Genomic DNA, 21,887 nt, shown 5'->3' on the forward strand with positions numbered 1-21,887 from the left:
GCGGCTACTCGGTCGTCTCGGTGCTGCTGGGCTCCGAGGGCAGCGCATCAGAGGGGTCCGCGCTCGGGTCGCCCGAGGGCAGCCCGGGCATGGAGTCGGCACAGTTCTCGGTGATCCAGGTGTTCAGCGCCTGGGCCTGCTCCTGCTCGGCGTCGGAGTAGTCCTGGGAGTCCTCGAGGTCGTCGAGGTCGCTGACGTCATCGATGTCGGAGGCCTCGTCGAGGACGAGCTCGAAGCCCTTGCGGGCGTCCTCGGGCAGGTCCTCGGGCGTGCCGACGTCGCGCATCCGCTCGCTCCACTTCTTGAGCGCGTCGACCGCGGCCTCCTCCTGCTCGCCCTGGCCGGAGTCGGTGGGCGCGGCGAGCAGCGAGTCGAAGATGCTCGTGTAGGCCTCGCAAAAGTCCTCCGACGAGGCGTCCTGCGGCGCCGAGCCGGCCTCGTCGTCGTCCCCGCCCCCGCACGCGGCGGCGAAGGGGGCGAGCAGCAGGAGCGACGTGGTGGCGACGGCGCGGCGCAGGGTGCGCGTGCGGGTCAGCGGCTGGGTCATCGGGGTCCTCACGGTTCGGGAACGGGTGCGGCGGCGGTCCGGGGCGGCCGTCCACGCCGGCTCACCCTGCCCAGACTGGCACGGTTCACTCCCGCACCTCCGCCGGGGTCCGGACCAGCCGGGCGGGTCGGGGCAGCGGCAGCGCCCGCCGCAGCCGGGCGAGGTACGTCGCCCGCGGCACCTCCACCACGCCGAGGGAGGCCAGGTGGGGCGTCGACCACTGCACGTCGAGCAACCGGTCGGCGGCGTGCTCGTCGCGCAGCCGGTCGACCAGACCGACGAGCGCGACCTTCGAGGCGTCCCGCGCCCGGTGGAACATCGACTCCCCCGCAAACAACCCGCCGATCGCCACGCCGTACAACCCGCCCACCAGCTCCCCGTCGCGCCAGGTCTCGACCGAGTGCGCCCAGCCCAGCTCGTGGAGGCGGAGGTACGCCGCGCGGACGTCGTCGTCGATCCAGCCCTGCGGCCGGCTCGGGTCGCCGCAGGCGGAGAGCACGTCGGCGAACGCCGTGTCGACTCGGACCTCGTGGTCCCGGCACGAGCGCCGCAGCGACCGCGAGACCACGAGCCCGTCGAGCGGCAGCACGCCGCGGCGGACCGGGCTGAACCAGTACATCGGGTCGCCGGGCGTGCCCGACGGCATCGGGAAGAGCCCGTGGCGGTAGGCGGCCAGCAGCGTGCCGGGCTCGAGGTCGGCGCCGATCGCGACCAGGTCGTCGAGCGCGTCGTACGCGGTGGGGTCGCCGAAGGCCCACGCCGACGGCGGCGGCTCCACGGGCTCCGGCGGCTCGTCGGGCTGGGGGTCGGGCACGGGCCGACGTTAGCGACCGCTCCCTACGATGGGGCCATGAGCGGCAAGCGCGGCATCGCTGGCACCGTCACCGGCCACCTGGGGCGTCAGCTCGCCCCGAAGTTCGCGCAGCTCGCGCCGGGGCTGACGACGTCGTTCGTCCGCGAAGCGCTGCAGCGCGCGATCCAGGGCGTGGGCCCGCTCCCGCCCGCCGCCGCGGCCGCGGACAAGCAGCTCGCCGAGCAGAAGGGCGACGTCGAGAAGGCCGTGCACGAGGTGATCGAGAACCACGTGCGCTACTCCGGCGCCAGCGGCTTCACCACCAACGTCGGCGGCATGGTGACCGCGGCGCTGACGATCCCGGCCAACATCACCGGCCAGGCGCTCATCCAGTGCCGGATGATCGCGGGCATCGCGCACCTGCGCGGCTACGACCTCGACGACCCGCGGGTGCGCAACGCGGTGCTGGTGACCCTGCTCGGGGAGGACAAGGTCGACGAGCTGGTCAAGCAGCGCAAGCTCCCCGCTCCCCCGATGGCGCTGGCCACCGCGCCGGCCCACGACCCCGACCTCGACGCGATCGTGTCCGCCGAGGTGGCCACCGAGCTGATCACCAAGGTCGCCGGCAAGCGGATCGCGACGACCGTCGGCCGGCGGGTGCCGGTGGTCGGCGGGCTGGTCGGCATGGGTGCTGATGGCTACGCGACCTGGCGGGTCGGCCGCTACGCCGACCGCGAGCTCCTGCCCCGCAACCGGCGGTAGACCGCGAGCGCGCCGCGCCCGGCCCGGCCGCCCTGGAGCCGGCGGACGAGCTTCTCGCGCAGCCGGTACGACGGCCGCAGGTAGGACCGGTCGAGCGCCCGGCGCGCCTCGTCCAGCTCGCCGTGCAGGCGGGCCTCCTCCTCGCGCAGCCGGACGTTCTCCAGCAGCAGCGCCTTGATCGCGTCGACCGCGGCGCCGGCGACCTGCTTCTCGGCCGGCCGGTCGGGGTCGGACCACCGCGAGAGCGGCGGGGCGCCGGCCAGGTCGGCGAGGTCGCCGACGACGTCGTACCCGCGTCGGGCGACCTCCTCGGACCAGGCGGCCGCCAGCTGCTGGGCCCAGGGGTGGACCGCCGGCGGCAGCGCGAGCCGCGGCGACCGGATGCGCCGCGAGAGCGTCTGGTGGGCGAGCAGCTCGCGGACCAGCGGGCGGTAGTGCGCGGGCTCGACGACCTTGTTGGCGGCCCGGTTGACCCGCCGCAGCAGGGCCGTCTCCGGCACGCCGAGGGAGGGGTTGGCCCGCTCGGCGTGGAGGTCGAGGTCGACGTCGCCGAGGCCGAAGACCCGGCTGAACCGCTGCCACAGCAGCTCGGGCGCCCCGCCCGGCGGCGGCACGGTCACCAGGTGCACCCGCTCCGGCGGCAGGTCGTGGCCCCACCGGTCGAGGATGTCGGGGATCTCCTGCACGCCCCAGAACCACGTGGCGATCCGGCTCTCCCGTGCGGGGTCGCGGACCTGCTCGAGGAACGCCGCGTAGCTGAGCGTGCTCCGGTGCTTGACGTTCTCCTGCCACTCCGCCGGGATCTGGCGGACCAGGTCGCGCACGGACAGCACCAGGTGCACCTCGGTGCCGGACCCGTGGCCGAGCGACTCGAGCGCACGGCCGACCTGCGAGCGGGACGCGGTGGCCAGGATCTCGTGGCTGACGATCGCCGTCCCGCGGTGCTCGCGGACGCGCTCGGCGAGCCGGTCCCAGGCGCCGACGGCCTCGGTCTCCAGCCCGCCCCACGGCAGCCGCATCAGGTCGAGGGCGGCGAGGAAGTGGGCGTCGAAGCGGTCGGCCGGGTAGAGGATGCCGTGCTCGGCGAGCAGCCGCTGGTTGCGGAAGAGCACGTCCTGGACGTACGACGTGCCGGTCTTCGGGGTGCCGACGTGGAGGAGCACCTTGGCGCTCATCGGTCCTCGCTCCCCCTCTGGTGGTCCTGGCTCGCGCCCGCCAGCAGCAGGCGGACGGCGAGGTCGAGCACGCCGGCGTCCGAGGGCTCCCGGGCGCCCTCGCGGACCCGTGGCAGCAGCCGGTCGACGTCGCCGACGACAGGGTAGCCAGCGGCGAGCACCTCGCGTCGGACCCACTCCGCGCGGTCGTGGACCCACCCCTCCAGCTCCGCAGGTACGCCGAGGGGCGGGCCGCCGGCGGCGACCAGCCGGGGCAGGAGCGCCTCGCGGAGCAGCCGGGCGCGCCGCTCGGGCAGCGCGAGCAGGCCGAGCACCGGGGCGGTCCGTCGCGCCAGCTCGGCACCATCGGCGGGGAGGGCCGGGGCCGGGGGCAGCGGCCGCCGGGTGCCGGCCAGCCGGGGCAGCGCGGCGGGGTCCAGCACGAGCCGGACCCGGTCGCAGCCGACCCGGTCGGACCAGGTGCGCAGCGCGCGGAGCACGTCGACCCGGGGCGGCACCCGGTCGCGGGAGACGGCGTCGTCGAGCCAGTCGCGCCAGGGCGGCGCGCCCTCGCCGAGGACGCGGGAGCGCCAGGCGTCGGTGAGCATCGTGGCGAGGTCGTCGGCGAGGACGAGCACGGTGGCGCCGCGCCCGCCCGGGTGGCGCCCCCGCTCGGCGAGCGCGTGTCGGGCCGCGTCGGCGAGCCACGGGTCGCCCACCAGGCGGAACCGGCGGCGCCAGGGCGGCCGGCCGGGCCCGCGGCGGGCTGGGTCGGCGTGGTCGGGCAGCGCGGTGGCGGCGAGGTCCTCGGCGAGGACCGAGGTGGCCACGCGGACCAGCTCGTCGTCGGGCAGGTCGGCCGGGTCGACCGGACGCGGGCCGAACGGGCCGGGGTCGACGGCCCCCACGAGCTCCAGGTCGGGGCGGCCCCGGCCGGGCGCGCTCGCCTCCAGCACGCGGCGTACCAGCTGAGGCTCGGGACGGCCCGCCTCGTTGAGCCGCCGCAGCAGCTCGAGCTGCTGGGCTCCGGGCAGGACCCGGCCGCGGGCCTCGGCCTCGCCGGTCCACGCGGCCCAGGGCGTGGTGCCGCCCTTGCGGAGCGAGGTGACCCAGCCCCAGGCCCGCCGCTCGCCCGATGTCCCGCCCGGCGTCCCGGCCGAGGTCACGGCTTGCGCAGCCGCTCGAGGTGCGTGCGCGCGCGGCGCCAGAGCGCCTGATCGGGGTCGTCGCGGCGCGCGGCCTCGCGGGTCATCGCCGCGAGCGCGTCGAGCGCGACGTTGACCTGCTGCTTGGGCGGGACGCGGTCGGGATCGCGCCACTCCTCGGGCGGGGTCCCCGGGCGGAGCTCCTCGAGATCGCCGACGACGTGGATGCCGGACCCGCGCACCCAGGAGATCCAGCGCTCGGCCTGCTCCTCGGCCCAGGGGTACATGTCCGGCGGCAGCAGCACCGGCGTCGACCGTCGCCCGACGAGCGCCTCCTGGGCGAGCATCTCCCGGATCAGCTCGTCGTAGGACGCCTCGCGGCGGGTGGCGCGGTCCATCCGGCGGTTCAGCCGGCGCACGACCTGGGTCTCGACGATGCCGAGCGACTGGTTGGCGCGGTCGCTGTCGCGCGGCGCCCAGCCCGGGTCGATGCCGAGCGCCGTGCAGAAGCGCAGCCACAGCTCGTCGCTGCGCTGCGCGACGACGCGGCGCGGGGGCACGGTGACCAGGTGGACGTGCTCGGGCGGCAGGTCCGCGCCCCAGCGGTCGAGCACGGTCGGCAGGTCGAAGGCGCGGGAGAACCACGGCCGGCCCTCGCGGGTGCGGGCGAGGTAGCGCCGGTAGCTCCACTTGCGGCCCTGCTTGATGCTCTCCTGCCACGCCGCCGGCACCTGCCGCGCGAGGTCGCGGGCGCTGTAGACGACGTGCAGCTCGACGCCCTCGCCGCCGAGGTCGCGCTTGGCGCGGGCGATCTGGGCGGGCGTCGCCGGGGCGAGGATCTCGTGGCTGACCACGACCGTCCCCGACAGCTTGTGGACCTTGCGCACGAGGGCGTCCCAGGCACCCTCGGCGTGGCCGGGCGCGCCGCCCCAGTCCTGGCCGAGCAGGTCCAGCGCCGCCCGGAAGTGGAAGAGCGCCGGGGTCACCAGCGGCGACCCGGTCGGCACGTGCACGCCGTGCCGCGCGAGCGACCGGGCGTTGCGGGTCAGCCGGTCCTGGACGTACGTCGTGCCCGTCTTGGGCGCCCCGACGTGGAGGAAGACGCGGCGGGTGGTCACGACCCGGATCCTGCCAGGGCGCGGACGACCGCCGACGGACTGGGCCGCCCGAGCTGCCGCGCCATCCAGGCGCTGGTGGCGACGACGGCGTCCAGGTCGGCACCCGTCGAGATGCCCAGCCCGCGCAGCATCCACAGCAGGTCCTCGGTCGCGAGGTTGCCGGTGGCGCTCTTCGCGTACGGGCAGCCGCCCAGCCCGCCGGCGCTGGCGTCGAACGTCGTGATGCCCGCCTGCAGGGCGGCGTAGGTGTTGGCCAGCGCCTGGCCGTAGGTGTCGTGGAAGTGCATCGCGAGCCGCTCCGGCCCGATCCCGGCCTCGCCGAAGGCGGCGACCAGCTCGCCCACCTGGCCGGCCGTGCCGACGCCGATCGTGTCGCCGAGGCTGAGCGCGCTCGCGCCGAGGTCGAGCAGCCGGCGGCCGGCGGCCACGACCTGCTCGACCGGGACGGCGCCCTCCCACGGGTCGCCGAAGCACATCGAGAGGTAGGCGCGGACCTGCATCCCGGCGTCCCGTGCGCGCCGGACGGTCGGCTCGAACATCGCGAACTGCTCGTCGTAGGAGCGGTTGAGGTTGCGCTGCGCGAAGGTCTCGGTCGCGGAGCCGAAGACCGCGACGTGCCGGCAGCCGAGCTCCAGCGCGCGGTCGAGACCGCGGTCGTTGGGGACGAGCACCGGCAGGTCGCGCGCGCGGTCGCCGATCCGCTCCTCGAGCAGCGCCAGCATCTCCGCGGCATCGGCGAGCTGCGGCACCCACCTGGGGTGGACGAAGCTCGTCGCCTCCACGATCGGGAGTCCGGCGGCCAGCAGCCGCTCGACGAACGCGGCCTTGACCTCGGTCGGCACCTGGCCGGCCTCGTTCTGCAGGCCGTCGCGGGGGCCGACCTCGTAGACGGTGACGCTGGTCGGGAGCGTCGGTGCGGGAGCGGTCGTCATGCCTGGTCGGTACCCGTCACCTCGAACAGGCGCGCCCCCAGCGCCACCTGCTTGCCCGCCACCGCGTCCACGGCGGTGACCACGCCGTCGTACGGCGCCGTGAGCGCGAACTCCATCTTCATCGCCTCCATCACCCCGAGCAGCTCCCCGGCCGTGACCTGCTGCCCCTCGGCGACGCGGACGTCGAGCACCGTGCCGGGCATCGGCGCCACGACGGAGCCGTCGCCGGCGGCGGGTCCGGAGTCCGCGGTGACGTCGGGCCGGGTGAAGACGTGGCGCTGGCCGTCGAGCACCACCTCGACGGTGTGGGCTCGGACGTCGACGACCGCGCGGCGGCGCCGGCCGTCGACCTCCAGCACGACCTCGTGCCCGGGACGGAGCTCGTCCACGGCCACGGCGGTCACGCGCACGTCGTCGACGGTGCCGGGCACGCCGAGCCGGGCGTGCTCGACGGTCACGGGGCGGTCGAGCTCGACGACGACGGGTGCGGACGGCCCGGCGAGGCGCCAGCCGTCGGCCTGGAACGGGTGCGACGCCCTGTCCCCGCCGGCGCCGGCAGCCGGGGACACGGCGTACGCCGAGGTCCAGGCCGCGAAGAGCCGCGCCTCGTCGGCGGTGGGCGGGGCGAGCTCGTGACGGTCCAGCCAGGCGGTGTCGATCGCCGCGTCGCGGAACTCGTCGCTCGCCACCAGCGCGCGGAGGAAACCGGTGTTGGTGGTCAGCCCGGTGACCGCGGTGCCCTCGAGCGCGCGCAGCAGCGCCTGCCGCGCGGACTCGCGGTCGGGACCGTGGGCGATGACCTTGCCGAGCATCGGGTCGTAGGAGGTGGACACGACCTGGCCGCTCTCCAGCGCGTGGTCGACCCGGATGCCCGGACCGCTCGGCCACCGGACGAGGTCGGCCCGCCCGGCCTGTGGCAGGAACCCGCCGAACGCGTCCTCGGCGTACACCCGGGCCTCGATGGCGTGGCCGGACGGCGTGGACGGGCCGTGGCCGTCGATGGGCCCGTCGAGGCGGCCGCCGCTCGCGACGTGCAGCTGGAGCTCGACCAGGTCCACACCGTGCACGAGCTCGGTGACGGGGTGCTCGACCTGGAGCCGGGTGTTCATCTCCAGGAAGTAGAACTCGCCGGTCGCGTCGTCGAGGAGGAGCTCGACCGTGCCGGCACCGACGTAGCCGACCCGCGACGCGAGCGCCACCGCCGCGCGGGCGATCTCGGCGCGGGTGGCCTCGTCGATCGTGGGCGCAGGCGCCTCCTCGAGGACCTTCTGGTGGCGGCGCTGGGTCGAGCAGTCCCGCTCCCCGAAGGCCAGCACCGTGCCGTGGGCGTCACCGACGACCTGCACCTCGAGGTGGCGGCCGCGCTCGACGTACTTCTCGACCAGCAGCGTGTCGTCGCCGAAGGCGCTCGCCGCCTCACGTGCCGCCGCCGCCCGGGCCTCGGGCAGCTCCGCGGCCGAGCGGACCACGCGCATGCCCTTGCCGCCGCCACCGGCCGCGGCCTTGACCAGCACCGGATAGGCGAACGTGGCCGGGTCGTCGTCGAGGGCGTACGACGGCACGACGGGCACGCCGGCGGCCACCGCGACGTCGCGCGCGAGGTCCTTGCGGCCCATCTGCTCCATGACCTGCGCGGACGGGCCGACCAGCGTGACCCCGGCCGCCTCCAGCGCGGACGCGAAGGCCGACCGCTCCGACAGGAAGCCGTAGCCGGGGTGGACCGCGTCGGCACCGACCGCCACCGCGGCTGCGACCACCTCGTCGACGTCGAGGTAGCTGCCCACCCGGACCGCGTCGTCGGCCGCGCGCACGTGCGGCGCGGTCGCGTCGAGATCCGTGTGGATCGCCACGGTGCGGACGCCGAGGCGGGCGGCCGTCCGGAAGACGCGCAGCGCGATCTCGCCCCGGTTGGCGACCAGGAGGGTTCGGAAGGGCAGCGGGGTCCGCATCGTCCGGCTCACATTCGGAAGACGCCGTAGGACGGCGCGGGGATCGGGGCGTGGGCGGCGGCCGCGAGGCCCATGCCGAGCACGCGGCGGGTGTCGGCCGGGTCGATGACGCCGTCGTCCCAGAGCCGGGCGGTGGCGTAGTAGGGCGAGCCCTGGGTCTCGTACTGCTCGCGGATCGGGGCCTTGAGGTCCTCGTCCTCGGGCCTCCCGGCGACCGTGGCCAGCACCGAGGCGGCCTGTTCGCCGCCCATCACCGAGATCCGGGCGTTGGGCCACATCCACAGGAAGCGCGGGTCGTAGGCGCGCCCGCACATGCCGTAGTTGCCGGCCCCGAAGGAGCCGCCGATGACGACGGTGAACTTCGGGACCACCGAGCAGGCGACCGCGGTGACCAGCTTGGCGCCGTCGCGCGCGATGCCCTTGTTCTCGTACTCCCGGCCGACCATGAAGCCCGAGATGTTCTGCAGGAAGACCAGCGGGATCCCGCGCTGGTTGCACAGCTCGATGAAGTGCGCGCCCTTGAGCGCCGACTCGCTGAACAGGATCCCGTTGTTCGCGACGATCCCGACCGGATGGCCCCAGATGTGCGCGAACCCGGTCACCAGCGTCTCGCCGTAGAGCTTCTTGAACTCCTGGAACCGGCTGCCGTCGACGACGCGGCGGATGACCTCGCGCACGTCGTACGGCGTGCGCGTGTCGGCGGGGACCACGTCGTACAACGTCTCCGGGTCCTCGGCCGGCTCCTCGACCTCGCGGACCTCCCAGGGCGTGGACCCGGTGGCCCGGTGCGGCGGCCGCTCGAACGTGGAGACGATCGACCGCACGATCGCGAGCGCGTGGGCGTCGTCCTCGGCGAGGTGGTCGACGACGCCGGAGGTGCGCGCGTGGACGTCGCCGCCGCCGAGCTCCTCGGCGGTCACGACCTCACCGGTGGCGGCCTTCACCAGCGGCGGACCGCCGAGGAAGATCGTGCCCTGCTCCTTGACGATGACGGTCTCGTCCGACATCGCCGGGACGTAGGCGCCGCCGGCGGTGCAGGAGCCCATGACCGAGGCGACCTGCGGGATGCCTCGGGCCGACAGGTTGGCCTGGTTGAAGAAGATCCGGCCGAAGTGCTCGCGGTCGGGGAAGACCTCGTCCTGCAGCGGCAGGAACGCGCCGCCGGAGTCGACGAGGTAGACGCACGGGAGGGAGTTGTCCGCCGCGACCTGCTGGGCGCGCAGGTGCTTCTTGACGGTGACCGGGTAGTACGTGCCGCCCTTGACGGTCGCGTCGTTGGCGACGACCACGCACTCGCGGCCGCTGATCCGACCGATGCCGGTGACGATGCCGGCCGACGGCACCGGCGTCTCGCCGGGAGCGCCGTACATCCCCGTCGCCGCGAGCGGGCTCAGCTCGAGGAACGCGCTGCCCGGGTCGAGCAGCCGGTCGACGCGATCGCGGACGAGCATCTTGCCGCGGGCGGTGTGCTTCTCGCGGGCCGCCGCCGAGCCGCCGAGCCGGGCGACGGCGAGGCGCTCGCGCAGGTCCTCGACGAGCGATCTCAGGTCCTGGGTCACCCGGGCAGGTTAGCGATCGTTAACCGGTAGCGTCGAGCGACGGGCGCGTCCGCCCCGCGGACCGTCACGGTCCAGTGACCCACATGACTTCACGCTGACCGCGCCCACCCCACCAGGAGGAACACGTGTCGCACAGCCCCGAGACCCTCGCCGTCCACGCCGGCCAGGAGCAGGCCGACCCCGCCACCAACGCGCGGGCGGTCCCGATCTACCAGACGACGTCGTACGTCTTCAACGACACCGAGCACGCCGCGAACCTCTTCGCGCTGGCCGAGCCCGGCAACATCTACACGCGGATCATGAACCCGACCCAGTCGGTGTTCGAGGACCGGATCAACCAGCTCGAGGGCGGCGTCGGCGCCCTGGCGACCGCGAGCGGCTCGGCCGCCACGACGTACGCCGTGCTCAACCTCTGCTACGCCGGCGACAACATCGTCGCTCTCTCCACGCTCTACGGCGGCACCTACGCGCTGTTCGCCCACACGCTGCCGCAGTTCGGCATCGAGGTCCGCTTCGTCGACCCCGAGAAGCCCGAGGAGCTGGCCCAGCACGTCGACGAGAAGACCAAGATGGTCTTCGGCGAGACCGTGGGCAACCCGCGGATCAACGTCATCGACATCCCCGCCTGGTCCGAGGCCGCGCACGCCCAGGGCCTCCCGCTGGTCATCGACAACACCACGCCGTCGCCGTACCTCGTGCGCGCGATCGAGCAGGGCGCCGACGTCGTCGTGCACGCCGCGACCAAGTACATCGGCGGCCACGGCACGTCGATCGGCGGCGTGATCGTCGACTCCGGGAAGTTCGACTGGGCCGCGCACTCCGACCGCTTCCCCGGCCTGACCAAGCCCGACCCGGCCTACCACGGCGCGGTGTGGACCGAGGCCGCCGGCCCGGCGGCGTACATCATCCGCGCCCGCACCGTCCTGCTCCGCAACACGGGCGCCGCCATTACGCCGATGAACTCCTGGCTCTTCCTCCAGGGCCTCGAGACGCTGCACCTGCGGATGGAGCGGCACAGCGAGAACGCGCTGGCGGTCGCGAAGTACCTCGAGGGCCACGACGCCGTGTCGTGGGTGAGCTACCCCGGCCTGGAGTCGAGCGCGTACAAGGAGGTCGCGGACCGCACCTTCACCGGCAAGGGGTACGGCGGCCTCGTCAGCTTCGGCCTCAAGGCCGGCCGCGACGGTGGTCGGACGTTCATCGAGTCGCTGCAGCTGTTCAGCCACCTCGCGAACATCGGCGACGCGAAGTCGCTGGCGATCCACAACGCCACGACCACGCACTCCCAGCTCACGCCCGAGGAGCTCGAGGCGGCCGGTGTCCCCGAGGACATGGTGCGGCTCTCGATCGGCATCGAGCACGTGGACGACATCATCGCCGACCTCGAGCAGGCGCTGACCGCCACCAAGTGACGCCCTCGAGCACCAACCCATGAGCGGTCCGCTCGGGTACGTCGAGACGCAGCGGGTCGTCCTCTTCACCGAGGACGACCCGCTGGTCCTGCGTGGCGGCGGCCGGCTCGACCACGTCGAGGTCGCCTACGAGACGTACGGCGAGCTCTCCCCCGCCCGCGACAACGCGGTGTTCGTCTGCCACGCGCTCACCGGCGACGCCCACGCCGCGGGGCTCCACCTCGGCGCCAAGAAGCGCGGCTGGTGGGACAACCTGATCGGCCCGGGCAAGCCGGTCGACACCGACCGGTTCTTCGTCGTCTCGGCCAACCTGCTCGGCGGTTGCTCGGGAACCACCGGGCCGCTCTCGACGGACCCCGCCACCGGCGCGGCGTACGGCCTGGACTTCCCGATGCTGCACATGAGCGACCTGGTCGCCGTGCACCGGCGGCTGCTGCGCTCCCTGGGGGTGTCCCGGCTGCACGCCGCCGTCGGCGGGTCGCTCGGCGGGATGCAGGTGCTCCAGTGGGTCATCGACGCTCCCGACGAGATCGACCGCGCCGTCGTCGTCGCCGCCTCCTCGCGGCTGACGCCCGAGAACATCGCGTTCTCCTCCGTGGCGCGCGAGGCGATCATGAGCGACCCGGACTTCCACGACGGGCGGTACGCCGAGAAGGGCGTCCAGCCGCGGCTCGGCCAGAAGGTCGCGCGGATGATGGCCCACATCACCTACGTCTCCGCGGCCTCGCTCGAGGCGAAGTTCGGCCACCGCCGCACCGGCACCGGTGACGACTGGCGGATGGGGCCCGACTTCGAGGTCGAGCACTACCTGCAGCACCAGGGCGAGGTGTTCCTCGACCGCTTCGACGCGCTGTCCTACCTCTACCTGACCCGGTTGCTCGACTACTTCGACCCCTTCGCCGACCCCTGGACCGCCGACCGGCTCCGCGCCACCGCCACCCGCTTCCAGGTCACCTCCTTCGACTCCGACTGGCGCTTCGACACCGGCCAGTCCGAGCGGATGGCCCGCGAGCTCGTCGCCTGCGGCGTCGACGTCGACTGCCTCGAGCTGCCCTCGCCCTGGGGGCACGACTCGTTCCTCCTCGAGCCGCCCGGCTACCACGACCGGCTGCGGGCGTTCCTGGTCGACTGAGGCCTCGCTCGGGCGTAGGAAAGGCAGGGAAGTGCGAGCATCCCAAGTTGACTTGGGATGCTGGAGGTTCCCTGCCATGGCAATGGCCGAGAAGCGTCGGTTTCCCAGGTTCACTTGGGATGCTGACGCCGCGGTACGCCTGCACCCGGTTAACAACCGCTAACCTGACGGCCGTGACCCGGCGCGCGCAGATCCTCGTGACGGCGGCGCAGCTGTTCGCGGCGCGAGGGTTCCACGGGGTGTCGGTGGCCGACCTGGGGGCGGCGTGCGGGATCAGCGGGCCGGCGCTCTACAAGCACTTCCCGTCCAAGGACGCGATGCTCGCCGAGATGCTGGTCTCGATCAGCGAGGAGCTGCTCGCGGTCGGGCGGCGGCGGGTGGCCGAGGCGGACGGCCCGGCGGCGGCGCTGGCGGCGCTGGTCGACTGGCACGCGTCGTTCGCGCTGGGTCAGCGCTCGCTCATCGTGGTGCAGGACCGCGACTGGGAGTCGCTGCCGGCGGCGGCCCGCGAGCGGGTCCGCACGCTGCAGCGGGAGTACGTCGACCTGTGGGCCGAGCAGCTGCGGCTGGTGCACGCCGGGCTGGTGCTGGACCGCGCGCGGGCGATGGCGCACGCGACGTTCGGGCTGCTCAACTCCACCCCGCACAGCGGGCTGCTGCCCGACGAGCCGATGCACGCGCTGCTGGTCGACATGGCGCTGGCCGCGCTGGGCGTGCCCCGGCCCTAGTCTCGGCTCGTGCGCAGCCGGCTCGTCGTCTTGGTGCTCGCCGCGGTCCTGGGGACCGGCGGCGGGGTGGCGGCCGGGCTGCTCGACGGTGGTGACGACCCGGACCGCGGGCAGACCCGGGTGGCCGACGACCCGCTCCGGCTCGGCGTCGAGCACGTCGACCTCGGCTGCACCGGCCAGGCCGTCCTCGTCGTCGCGACCGGTGACACGCCCACCGCGCTGCGGGGGGCGGTGGCCGACCACGGCGACGCGGTCCGCTACCTCCGCACCGCCGACTCCTGCGACACCCGCTGGGCCCAGGACGAGGACCGCGCGACGCCGACCTGGGCGGCGTACCTCGGCCCGCACGACGACCTCGTCGAGCCCTGCGCCGACCGGATGACCAGCGCGCACAAGGGCGACGTCCTCACCGTGCTGACCGCCGGGACCACGGACCTGGTGCGCTGCGTCTGCGTGCTGCCGACCGCCGACATGCCCGAGCTGCGCCTGGGGATGCCGGTCGACCAGGAGCTCGGCATCTGGGTCCGCGCGCTGCAGGGGATGCTCGTCGACATCGACCCGGCGCGCTTCCCGGAGGAGCGCGTCACCGGCCGCTACGACGAGGCGACGGTCGCGCGGATGGCGCCGCTGCAGGACTTCCACGACATCGAGCCGGGCAGCCCGGTCGACGAGGCGTCGTGGCGGGCGGTGCGGGACCGGGCCTGCGGCTCCTACGACTTCTGACCGGCTCGGATCGCTCAGAGCAGGTGGTCGATCGGCTGGCCGTCCGCGAGCAGGTCCAGCGCCCGCGCGGCGCGCAGGGCCGCGTCGTACGCCGTGTCGTCGTCGGTGGCGACCGGATCGTCGTCGGTCGGGCCGGCGCGGGTGTGCAGCCGCGCGAGCAGGTCCTCGCGGGGCAGCCCGCGCAGCTGCAGCAGCACGAACGGGTCGCCGTCGACCAGCCACCCGAGCTGGGTGAGCACCGCCAGCGCGTGCACGCACGGGTCGGTCCAGCCCTCGCAGGTGCATGTCGCGCCGAGCTCGCCGCCGTAGGGCAGCAGCTCGACACCGGCGTCCTCCGCGTGCTCGACCAGCGTGTGCGGCAGGTCGCCGGCCATGAGGGCCGCCACCCGCCCGGCCTCGGCCGCCACGGTCTCGACGAACGCGTCCCGGGCGACGTCGTCGAGCACCGGCACGGTGCCCGAGGTCGTCCACAGCCCGCCGTCGTCCTCGACCGCCGCGACGAACGAGCCGCGGTCCACGATGATTCCGCCGATCCGCCCGGAGCGGGCCAGCCGGCGAGCGGCGACCAGGTCCGCCTCGTCGTACGCCGCCTCCTCGACCGCCCGCAGCCAGGCGCGCCCCCACCAGGTCGCCGCCCGCGCGCCGCCGCGCCGCGCCGGCAGGCGCGGGTGGACGACGCGGGTCGCCGGGTCGGCCACCTCAGGCCTCCGGCCGCAGGGTGACCAGGTCGCGCAGCTCGTCGTCGGAGAGCTCGGTCAGCGCGGCCTCGCCCCCGGCGAGCACCGAGTCGGCCAGCGCCCGTTTGCGGGTCAGCAGCTCGGCGACGCGCTCCTCGATGGTGCCGCGGGTGACCATCCGGTGCACCTGGACCGGCTTGGTCTGCCCGATCCGGTAGGCGCGGTCCGTCGCCTGCTCCTCCACGGCGGGGTTCCACCAGCGGTCGAGGTGGATCACGTGGTCGGCGCGGGTGAGGTTGAGCCCGGTGCCGCCGGCCTTCAGCGAGAGCAGGAAGACCGGGACCGCCCCCGGCTCGTCGGGGCCGGCCTGGAACCGGCGCACCATGTCCTCGCGCTCCCGCACGGGCGTGCCGCCGTGGAGCAGCTGGTGGCCGATGCCGAGCCGGGTCAGGTGCGACTCGACGAGGCGGGCCATGGCGACGTACTGGGTGAACACCAGCGCCGCCCCGCCCTCGGCGACCACGGTGGCGAGCAGCTCCTCGAGCAGGTCGAGCTTCTGCGAGCGTCCGGCGAGCCGAGCGGCGCCGGACTGCTTGAGGAACTGCGCCGGGTGGTTGCAGATCTGCTTGAGCCCGGTCAGCAGCGCGAGCACGAGGCCGCGTCGCTGGTCGGTGTCGGACCGCTCGATGCGCTCCATCGTGTCGCGCACGAACGCCTCGTAGAGCACGGTCTGCTCGCGGGTCAGCCGCAGCGGGTGGTCGGTCTCGGTCTTGGCCGGCAGCTCCGGCGCGATGCCGGGGTCGGACTTGCGCCGCCGGAGCAGGAACGGCTCCACCAGGTCGGCGAACTGCCGGGCCTTGGTGGGCTCCAGCCCCGACTCGATCGGCGCCGCCCACACCTTGCGGAAGGCGTTGCGGCTGCCGAGCAGGCCTGGGGTCGCCCAGTCCAGCACCGACCAGAGCTCGGTCAGGTCGTTCTCGATCGGGGTGCCGGTCAGCGCGACCCGGGCACGCGACGGGATGGTGCGCAGGGCGCGGGCGGTGGCGGTCCGGGCGTTCTTGACGTGCTGGGCCTCGTCGGCGACCACCAGGTCCCAGCCGACCTCGGCGAGGGAGGCGGCGTCGCGGCGGGCGGTGCCGTACGTCGTCAGCACGAACCCCGGGTCCGTGCCCGGCAGCCCGTCCGCCAGGCCGGCGAGGTCGCGGCTCGACCCGTGGAAGCGGCGCACCGGCGTGCCGGGCGCGAACCGCGCGACCTCTGCCTCCCAGTTGCCGAGCAGGCTGGTCGGGCAGACGACCAGCGTGGGGCCGGTCGCGCCGCGCTCCCGACGGTGCAGGTGGAGCGCGATGAGCGTGATCGTCTTGCCCAGGCCCATGTCGTCGGCCAGGCAGGCGCCGAGGCCGAGCGAGGTGAGCTCGGCCAGCCAGGTCAGGCCGTGGCGCTGGTAGTCCCGCAGCTCGGCGCGCAGCGCGGCGGGCGGGTCGACCGGCTCGCGGGTCGCGGCGGTCCGCAGCTGCTCGCGCACCCGCTCGAGGCTCGCGCCCACGACGACCTGCTCCTCGGCCTCCTCGACCTGGACGGTGCCGGTCAGCGCGGCCGCGACGGCCTGGGCCGGCGTCGCGGTGCGCACCAGCCGCTTGCGGGCGCGCCGCGCCACCGTCGGGTCCACGACGGTCCAGCTGCCCCGGAGCTTGAGCACCGGTGAGGCCGCCGAGGCCAGCTGCTCCATCTCCTCGTCGGTGAGCGGCTCGCCGTGCAGCGCCACCTGCCAGCGGAACGCGAAGAGCGCCTCGGTGCCGAGCACCGGCTCGTTCAGGGGCGCCTCGCGGACGCCTCCGCCCGCGCTCGCCGCGCCGGAGGGCGCCGCGTCCAGCACGGTGCGGGTGGTCAGGTCGCGACCCAGGCTGCGCGGCCAGAGCACGTCGACCCCGCGGTCGCGCAGCGCGCCCACGCCGTGCTCGAGCAGGCCGACGATCTCGTCGGTGTCGAGGGTGATCTGGTCGGGCACCCGCAGCTCGAGCAGCCGGTCGAGCACCGGCCAGGCTTCGGCGGCGGCACGCAGGGCGATCGTGGCGTGGGTGCGGGCGCGCTCGCCGAACCCGTGGCTCGCGTCCGGTCCGGTCTCGGTCCACAACAGCGCCGCGTCGCACACGTGGAGCGGGTCCTGCTCGTCGTGGACCTGCAGCACCAGCCGCACCGCCCCCGCGACCAGCTCCTCCTCGTCGGCCTCGACCCGAAGCGACACCCCCACCAGCTGGGGCAGCTCGTCGGGGCGGCTCGCGCGCGTCCGGTGGCGGTCGATCCGCGCCTGGAGCCGGGCGGCGAACTCCGGGTCGACACGCGGCGGCGGGGCGGTCGGCCGCTGCGGAGCGGGCCGCGCGCTGCGGCGCCCGGCACCGAGCCCAGTCCCAGCCCCGGGCGCGGTGCGCGGAACGGCGTCCGCGACCGCGTCGAGCACCTGGCGGACGAGCGCCTGGGCGGCCTCGGCGTCCACGCCGTCGTACGCCCGGGAGCGCGCGAGCATCTCCACCCGGTCGGTGTCGGAGGCGTCGAGCGGCGCGATCCGCCACGACGGCGGCCCGGCGCCCGTCGCCGGCTCGAGCCGGCCCGCCGCGACCAGCCGGAGGCCCAGCAGCGCCGCTCCCGAGAGCAGCCCCACGCTGGGGTGCAGGTCGTCGCGTGCGTGGGACTTGGAGAGCACCGGCAGCGCGGCGCGGACCGGCAGGCTCACCGTCCGCCGGTCGTCGCTGAACTCGACCACGCCCTCGCGCGGGGGCTCGCCGGCGCGGAACGTGGCCGGTCCGGTGACGGGCACGAAGCTCACCCGCAGGACCGTAACCGCTGCTGCCGACAGCGCACGCGCGGCCGGTACGGTCGCCGCATGAGCATCCTCGACCTGCCGATCAACCGCCTCGACGGGACGCCCGCGACCCTCGGCGAGATCACCGGCGGCAAGCCGGCCCTGCTGGTCAACGTGGCCAGCAAGTGCGGCCTCACTCCCCAGTACGCCGGCCTCGAGACGCTCCACGAGGAGCTGGCCGCCTCGGGCTTCACTGTCGTCGGGGTGCCGTGCAACCAGTTCCTGGGGCAGGAGCCGGGCACGGCCGAGGAGATCGAAGAGTTCTGCTCCGCGACGTACGGCGTCACCTTCCCGATGACCGAGAAGATCGAGGTCAACGGCGAGGGCCGGCACCCGATCTACGACGAGCTCGTGCGCACCCCCGACGAGCAGGGCGAGGCGGGCGACGTGCAGTGGAACTTCGAGAAGTTCCTCGTCGACGGCACCGGCCGCGTCGTCGCCCGGTTCCGGCCCGGCGTCGAGCCGGACGACCCCTCGCTGCGCGACGCCGCCCGCGCGCTGGCGGCCAGCGCCGCCTGACCTGCCCCGCCCGCCGCCCTGCACCGGGCGGGTGCACCGGGCGGGTGACCAAGGCCACGGCCGGGGCGACCTCCGCCGACAGGACGCGTGACCGCGGGCGCCCCTAACCTTCCGCGGTGAGCACCGACCTCTCCACCAGCCCGCCCGGCGCGCCCGGCGCGCCCGACAAGCTCGACCGCCAGGTCCTCGTCGTCGCCGGCGTCGTCGTGCTCGGCGCGATCATGTCGATCCTCGACATCACCGTCGTCTCGGTGGCCCTCGAGACCTTCCAGCGCGAGTTCGACGCGACGACCGCCCAGGTCGCGTGGACGATGACCGGCTACACCCTGGCCCTGGCCAGCGTGATCCCGCTGACCGGCTGGGCCTCGGACCGGTTCGGCACCAAGCGGCTCTACCTGGTCGCGATCGTCCTCTTCGCCGCCGGCTCCGCGCTCTGCGCCGCGGCCACCTCGCTGGAGATGCTGGTCGCCTTCCGCGTGCTGCAGGGCCTGGGCGGCGGCATGCTCGTGCCGCTCGGCATGACGATCCTGACCCGCGCGGCCGGCCCGGAGCGGATCGGTCGGGTCATGGCCGTCATGGGCATCCCGATGCTGCTCGGCCCGATCTTCGGCCCGATCATCGGCGGCGCGCTCATCGAGAACGCCAGCTGGCACTGGATCTTCCTCATCAACGTCCCGATCGGCGTGGTCGCGATCGTGTACGCCGCCAAGGTGCTGCCGAAGGACTCCGTCGAGCCCTCGGAGACCTTCGACTGGCTCGGCATGCTGCTGCTCTCCCCCGGCCTCGCGCTGTTCCTCTACGGCGTGTCCACGATCCCCGAGACCGGCACCGTCATGGACGCCGAGGTGCTCGTCCCCGCGATCGTCGGCCTGCTGCTGATCGCCGCGTTCGTGCCGTGGGCGCTCGCCCGCGCCAACAAGCACCCGCTGGTCGACCTGCGGCTGTTCACCAACGGCACGATGACCGTCGCGGTGATCGCGATGTCGCTGTTCGCGATCGCCTTCTTCGGCGCCAGCCTGCTCTTCCCGCTCTACTTCCAGCAGGTCCGCGACGAGGGCGCCCTCTCCGCCGGCCTGCTGCTCGCGCCGCAGGGCGTCGGCGCGATGCTCGTCATGCCGGTCGCCGGCGTGCTGTCCGACCGGATCGGCCCCGGCAAGATCGTGCTCGCCGGCGTCGCGGTGATCACCGTCGGCATGGGCATGTTCGCCACGCTCGACGCGACCACGTCGTACACGTTCCTCATGGGCGCGCTGTTCGTCATGGGCCTCGGCATGGGCGCCACGATGATGCCGATCATGTCCGCGGCGCTGCAGACGCTGCGCGGCCACACCGTCGCCCGTGGCTCCACGCTGCTCAACATCGTCCAGCAGGTCGCCGCCTCGATCGGCACCGCGATCTTCTCGGTGCTGCTCACCAACGGCGTCAAGAACGACGTCCGTCCCTCGCAGGACCCCGCTCAGGTCCTCGACGACCTGGCCGGCGTCTTCGGCGGGACCTTCTGGGTGGCGGCCGTGATGGTCGCCGTCGTGCTCGTGCCGGCGTTCTTCCTGCCGCGCAAGCCCCCCGCCGAGCCGGTCGACCAGACCGCGCTCATGGGTCACTGACCCGCTCGGCACCAACCTCTCGTGCTACCCAGCGTGCGCTCCGGCGCACGGTGGGCAGCACGAGCCGTTTGCCGGGGTGGTGCGGTTCCGGCCGGAGGCCGCCCCCGCCTCAGCCGGTGACCGCGAGGACGAGCGGCAGCACCTCGGCCGCGCCCGCGCCGCGCAGCGCCCGGGCGGCGAGGGTCAGGCTCCAGCCGGTGTCGGTGCGGTCGTCGACGAGCAGCACCCGCGCGCCCTCGGGCACGTCGGCGTGCAGGGCGGAGCGACGACCGACGGCGGCGACCCGCTGGGCGGAGTTCATCGCACCCTGACCAGGGGCGACGTCCGGGTCGACGACCGCCCAGGTGCCGACCACCGGGATGCCGAGGAAGCGGGACAGCCCGGCCGCCAGGTCGCTGGTCAGCGTCGGGCGGGTCGCCGACTCGGCGTGCACGATGACGTCGACCTGCGGCCGCCACTCCTGGAGCACCTCGACGACGGCGCGCACGAGCGGCACGGGCACCGGCCCGTCGGGCTTGCCGGGCGCGAAGAGCTCCCGCAGGGCCTGCCCGTGCCCGAGGTCGGTCAGCCTGGCCACAGCGCGACCCTCGGACGCGCCGTCCCTGATCTTGCCCTTGAGGTCGATGCCGAGGTTGGACAGCGCGGTCGGCCACATCTTGCGCGGCTCGACGACGACACCGGGGCGCGCAAGCCGGGCGCCGGCCTCCTCCAGCGCGGCGGCCGAGACGTCGGTGGACAGGTCGAGCCCGCCGCAGTTGTCGCAGCGGCCGCAGTCGGCCGCCTCGGGGTCGTCCAGCTGGTCGCGCAGGAACCGCATCCGGCACCGTTCCGTCGCGATGTAGTCGAGCATCGCCTGCTGCTCCCGCTCGCGCGCCTCGGTCACCCGGCGGTAGCGCTCCTCGTCGTAGCTCCACTCCCGCCCCGTCGACTCCCACCCGCCGCGGACGCGGCGCACGGCGCCGTCCACGTCGAGCACCTTGAGCATCGTCTCCAGCCGGGTGCGGGTCAGCTCGACCCGCGTCTCGAGCGCGGCGGTGCTCATCGGCCGGCCCTCCTCGGCGAGGACCTGCAGCGTCTGCCGGACCAGCTCCTCGCGAGGGAAGGCCAGCGAGGCGAAGTAGTGCCAGATGTCGCGGTCCTCGGTCGCCGGCAGGAGGACGACCACCGCCTCGTCGGTGCCTCGGCCGGCGCGGCCGACCTGCTGGTAGTAGGCGACCGGCGAGGCCGGCGCGCCCATGTTGACCACGAAGCCGAGCGTCGCGTCGAAGCCCATCCCCAGCGCGCTCGTCGCCACGAGGGCCTTGACCCGACCGGCGGCGAGGTCCTGCTCGAGGGCCTGCCGCTCGGTGGTGTCGGTCTGGCCGGAGTACGCCGCGACGTCGTGCCCGCGCGAGCGCAGGAAGTCCGCGATCTCCTGGGTCGCGGCGACCGTGAGGCAGTAGACGATCCCCGACCCGGGCTGCTCGGCGAGGTGGTCGGCGAGCCAGGCCAGCCGCTGGTCGGCCGTCTTGAGCCGGACCACGCCCAGGCGCAGCGACTCGCGGTCCAGCGAACCGCGCAGCACCAGCACCTGCTGGCCGAGCGGGCCCAGCTGCTCGGCCACGTCGGCGGTCACCCGCTCGTTGGCGGTCGCTGTCGTGGCGAGGACGGGGATGCCGTCGGGCAGCTCCGCCAGCAACGTGCGGATCCGGCGGTAGTCGGGCCGGAAGTCATGACCCCAGTCGGAGATGCAGTGCGCCTCGTCGACCACGAGCAGGCCGCAGGTCGCCGCCAGCTTCGGCAGCACCTCGTCGCGGAAGCCCGGGTTGTTGAGCCGCTCGGGGCTGACGAGCAGCACGTCGACCTCGCCGTCGCGGATCGCCTGGTGGGTCGGCTCCCAGTCCTCGATGTTGGTCGAGTTGATCGTCACGGCCCGGATGCCGGCGCGCTCGGCGGCGGCGATCTGGTTGCGCATGAGCGCGAGCAGCGGCGACACGATCACCGTCGGCCCGGCGCCCTGGCCGCGCAGCAGCAGGGTCGCCACGAAGTACACCGCCGACTTGCCCCAGCCGGTCCGCTGGACCACCAGCGCACGCCGACGGTCGACCGCGAGCGCCTCGATCGCCGACCACTGGTCCTCGCGCAGGACCGCGTCGTCGCTGCCGACCAGCGCGCGCAGGTGCTCCTCCGCCTGCCGGCGTACGTCGGTCGAGCTCGCGGTCGAGGACGGGGCGGCGGGAGAGCTCATGCCGACCTGTCTACCAGCGGCCGGGGACGGTCCGGGGCCGCCCTCC

The 21,887-nt window shown here is 74.4% G+C and carries 18 protein-coding genes; 7 read left to right on the forward strand and 11 right to left on the reverse strand.

Annotation, left to right across the window (positions count from 1 at the left end; translation table 11 throughout):
• Positions 1–4 precede the first annotated feature (4 nt).
• Together H7344_RS03900 and aat are read right to left on the reverse strand one after the other, a co-directional pair.
• The gene (locus tag H7344_RS03900) at positions 5–547 is read right to left on the reverse strand and encodes a hypothetical protein (RefSeq protein WP_186344720.1); all 543 of its coding nucleotides are present in this window, start codon (positions 545–547) and stop codon (positions 5–7) included.
• A gap of 85 nt (positions 548–632) precedes the next feature.
• A complete protein-coding gene (gene aat / locus H7344_RS03905; protein ID WP_186344721.1) occupies positions 633–1,361 on the reverse strand; it encodes a leucyl/phenylalanyl-tRNA--protein transferase in 729 nt (242 codons plus the stop codon).
• 36 nt (positions 1,362–1,397) lie between these two features.
• On the opposite strand from aat, the gene H7344_RS03910 reads away from it, so the two are divergent.
• A complete protein-coding gene (locus H7344_RS03910) occupies positions 1,398–2,102 on the forward strand; it encodes an EcsC family protein (RefSeq protein WP_186344722.1) in 705 nt (234 codons plus the stop codon).
• Here the strand turns inward: H7344_RS03910 and H7344_RS03915 are convergent.
• Genes H7344_RS03915 through H7344_RS03940 form a run of 6 tightly spaced genes read right to left on the reverse strand, consistent with a single transcriptional unit; the run spans position 2,063 to position 9,959 of the window.
• Positions 2,063–3,277: a hypothetical protein gene (locus tag H7344_RS03915; RefSeq protein ID WP_186344723.1), complete on the reverse strand. Its 1,215-nt coding sequence runs from the start codon at positions 3,275–3,277 to the stop codon at positions 2,063–2,065. The genes H7344_RS03910 and H7344_RS03915 overlap by 40 nt on opposite strands.
• Complete coding sequence (locus H7344_RS03920) at positions 3,274–4,422, reverse strand: hypothetical protein (RefSeq protein WP_186344724.1); 1,149 nt, start codon at positions 4,420–4,422, stop codon at positions 3,274–3,276. The genes H7344_RS03915 and H7344_RS03920 overlap by 4 nt, the downstream gene beginning before the upstream one ends.
• A complete protein-coding gene (locus H7344_RS03925) occupies positions 4,419–5,519 on the reverse strand; it encodes a hypothetical protein (RefSeq protein WP_186344725.1) in 1,101 nt (366 codons plus the stop codon). The genes H7344_RS03920 and H7344_RS03925 overlap by 4 nt, the downstream gene beginning before the upstream one ends.
• A complete protein-coding gene (locus tag H7344_RS03930; protein WP_186344726.1) occupies positions 5,516–6,451 on the reverse strand; it encodes a hydroxymethylglutaryl-CoA lyase in 936 nt (311 codons plus the stop codon). The genes H7344_RS03925 and H7344_RS03930 overlap by 4 nt, the downstream gene beginning before the upstream one ends.
• Positions 6,448–8,412 carry an ATP-binding protein gene (locus tag H7344_RS03935; RefSeq protein WP_229706999.1) on the reverse strand — a complete coding sequence of 655 codons (1,965 nt, stop codon included), beginning with the start codon at positions 8,410–8,412 and terminating at the stop codon, positions 6,448–6,450. Before H7344_RS03935 ends, H7344_RS03930 begins: the two co-directional genes overlap by 4 nt.
• Entirely contained in the window at positions 8,409–9,959 is a 1,551-nt protein-coding gene (locus H7344_RS03940) for a carboxyl transferase domain-containing protein (protein WP_308423342.1), read from the reverse strand. The genes H7344_RS03935 and H7344_RS03940 overlap by 4 nt, the downstream gene beginning before the upstream one ends.
• 125 nt (positions 9,960–10,084) lie before the next feature.
• Between H7344_RS03940 and H7344_RS03945 the strand changes: the two genes are divergently transcribed.
• The 4 genes from H7344_RS03945 to H7344_RS03960 all read left to right on the forward strand — a co-directional run bounded on the left by H7344_RS03945 (position 10,085) and on the right by H7344_RS03960 (position 13,954).
• Positions 10,085–11,371 (forward strand): O-acetylhomoserine aminocarboxypropyltransferase/cysteine synthase family protein, encoded by a 1,287-nt coding sequence (locus tag H7344_RS03945; RefSeq protein WP_186344727.1) that lies wholly within the window; start codon positions 10,085–10,087, stop codon positions 11,369–11,371.
• A gap of 19 nt (positions 11,372–11,390) precedes the next feature.
• Complete coding sequence (gene metX, locus H7344_RS03950) at positions 11,391–12,503, forward strand: homoserine O-acetyltransferase MetX (RefSeq protein WP_186344728.1); 1,113 nt, start codon at positions 11,391–11,393, stop codon at positions 12,501–12,503.
• A 173-nt stretch (positions 12,504–12,676) separates the two neighbouring features.
• Positions 12,677–13,231 (forward strand): SACE_7040 family transcriptional regulator, encoded by a 555-nt coding sequence (locus H7344_RS03955; protein ID WP_229707000.1) that lies wholly within the window; start codon positions 12,677–12,679, stop codon positions 13,229–13,231.
• Positions 13,232–13,240: 9 nt separating this feature from the next.
• Positions 13,241–13,954, forward strand: coding sequence for a hypothetical protein (locus H7344_RS03960; protein WP_186344730.1), 714 nt, complete (start codon positions 13,241–13,243; stop codon positions 13,952–13,954).
• 14 nt (positions 13,955–13,968) lie between these two features.
• Here H7344_RS03960 and H7344_RS03965 read toward each other — a convergent pair whose 3' ends face one another.
• Complete coding sequence (locus H7344_RS03965) at positions 13,969–14,652, reverse strand: SWIM zinc finger family protein (protein WP_186344731.1); 684 nt, start codon at positions 14,650–14,652, stop codon at positions 13,969–13,971.
• A gap of 1 nt (position 14,653) precedes the next feature.
• Positions 14,654–17,455, reverse strand: a complete 2,802-nt coding sequence (locus tag H7344_RS03970) for a DEAD/DEAH box helicase (RefSeq protein WP_186344732.1) — start codon at positions 17,453–17,455, stop codon at positions 14,654–14,656.
• A gap of 57 nt (positions 17,456–17,512) precedes the next feature.
• Here H7344_RS03970 and H7344_RS03975 point away from each other — a divergent pair, with 57 nt between their 5' ends.
• Positions 17,513–18,010 carry a glutathione peroxidase gene (locus H7344_RS03975; protein ID WP_186344733.1) on the forward strand — a complete coding sequence of 166 codons (498 nt, stop codon included), beginning with the start codon at positions 17,513–17,515 and terminating at the stop codon, positions 18,008–18,010.
• Between the two features lie 116 nt (positions 18,011–18,126).
• Positions 18,127–19,614: a DHA2 family efflux MFS transporter permease subunit gene (locus H7344_RS03980; protein ID WP_186344734.1), complete on the forward strand. Its 1,488-nt coding sequence runs from the start codon at positions 18,127–18,129 to the stop codon at positions 19,612–19,614.
• A 109-nt stretch (positions 19,615–19,723) separates the two neighbouring features.
• Here H7344_RS03980 and H7344_RS03985 read toward each other — a convergent pair whose 3' ends face one another.
• A complete protein-coding gene (locus H7344_RS03985; RefSeq protein WP_186344735.1) occupies positions 19,724–21,841 on the reverse strand; it encodes a RecQ family ATP-dependent DNA helicase in 2,118 nt (705 codons plus the stop codon).
• Between the last annotated feature and the right edge of the window lie 46 nt (positions 21,842–21,887).

This window comes from Nocardioides deserti (assembly GCF_014266025.1).
GTDB classification, from domain to species: Bacteria; Actinomycetota; Actinomycetes; order Propionibacteriales; family Nocardioidaceae; genus Nocardioides; species Nocardioides deserti.

What these genes read in the sequence shown, in the direction of transcription:
- H7344_RS03900 (WP_186344720.1), bottom strand. Translation starts at nt 547, where the DNA reads ATGACCCAGCCGCTGACCCGCACGCGCACCCTGCGCCGCGCCGTCGCC.
- H7344_RS03910 (WP_186344722.1), top strand. Translation starts at nt 1,398, where the DNA reads ATGAGCGGCAAGCGCGGCATCGCTGGCACCGTCACCGGCCACCTGGGG.
- H7344_RS03915 (WP_186344723.1), bottom strand. Translation starts at nt 3,277, where the DNA reads ATGAGCGCCAAGGTGCTCCTCCACGTCGGCACCCCGAAGACCGGCACG.
- H7344_RS03930 (WP_186344726.1), bottom strand. Translation starts at nt 6,451, where the DNA reads ATGACGACCGCTCCCGCACCGACGCTCCCGACCAGCGTCACCGTCTAC.
- metX (WP_186344728.1), top strand. Translation starts at nt 11,391, where the DNA reads ATGAGCGGTCCGCTCGGGTACGTCGAGACGCAGCGGGTCGTCCTCTTC.
- H7344_RS03975 (WP_186344733.1), top strand. Translation starts at nt 17,513, where the DNA reads ATGAGCATCCTCGACCTGCCGATCAACCGCCTCGACGGGACGCCCGCG.
- H7344_RS03985 (WP_186344735.1), bottom strand. Translation starts at nt 21,841, where the DNA reads ATGAGCTCTCCCGCCGCCCCGTCCTCGACCGCGAGCTCGACCGACGTA.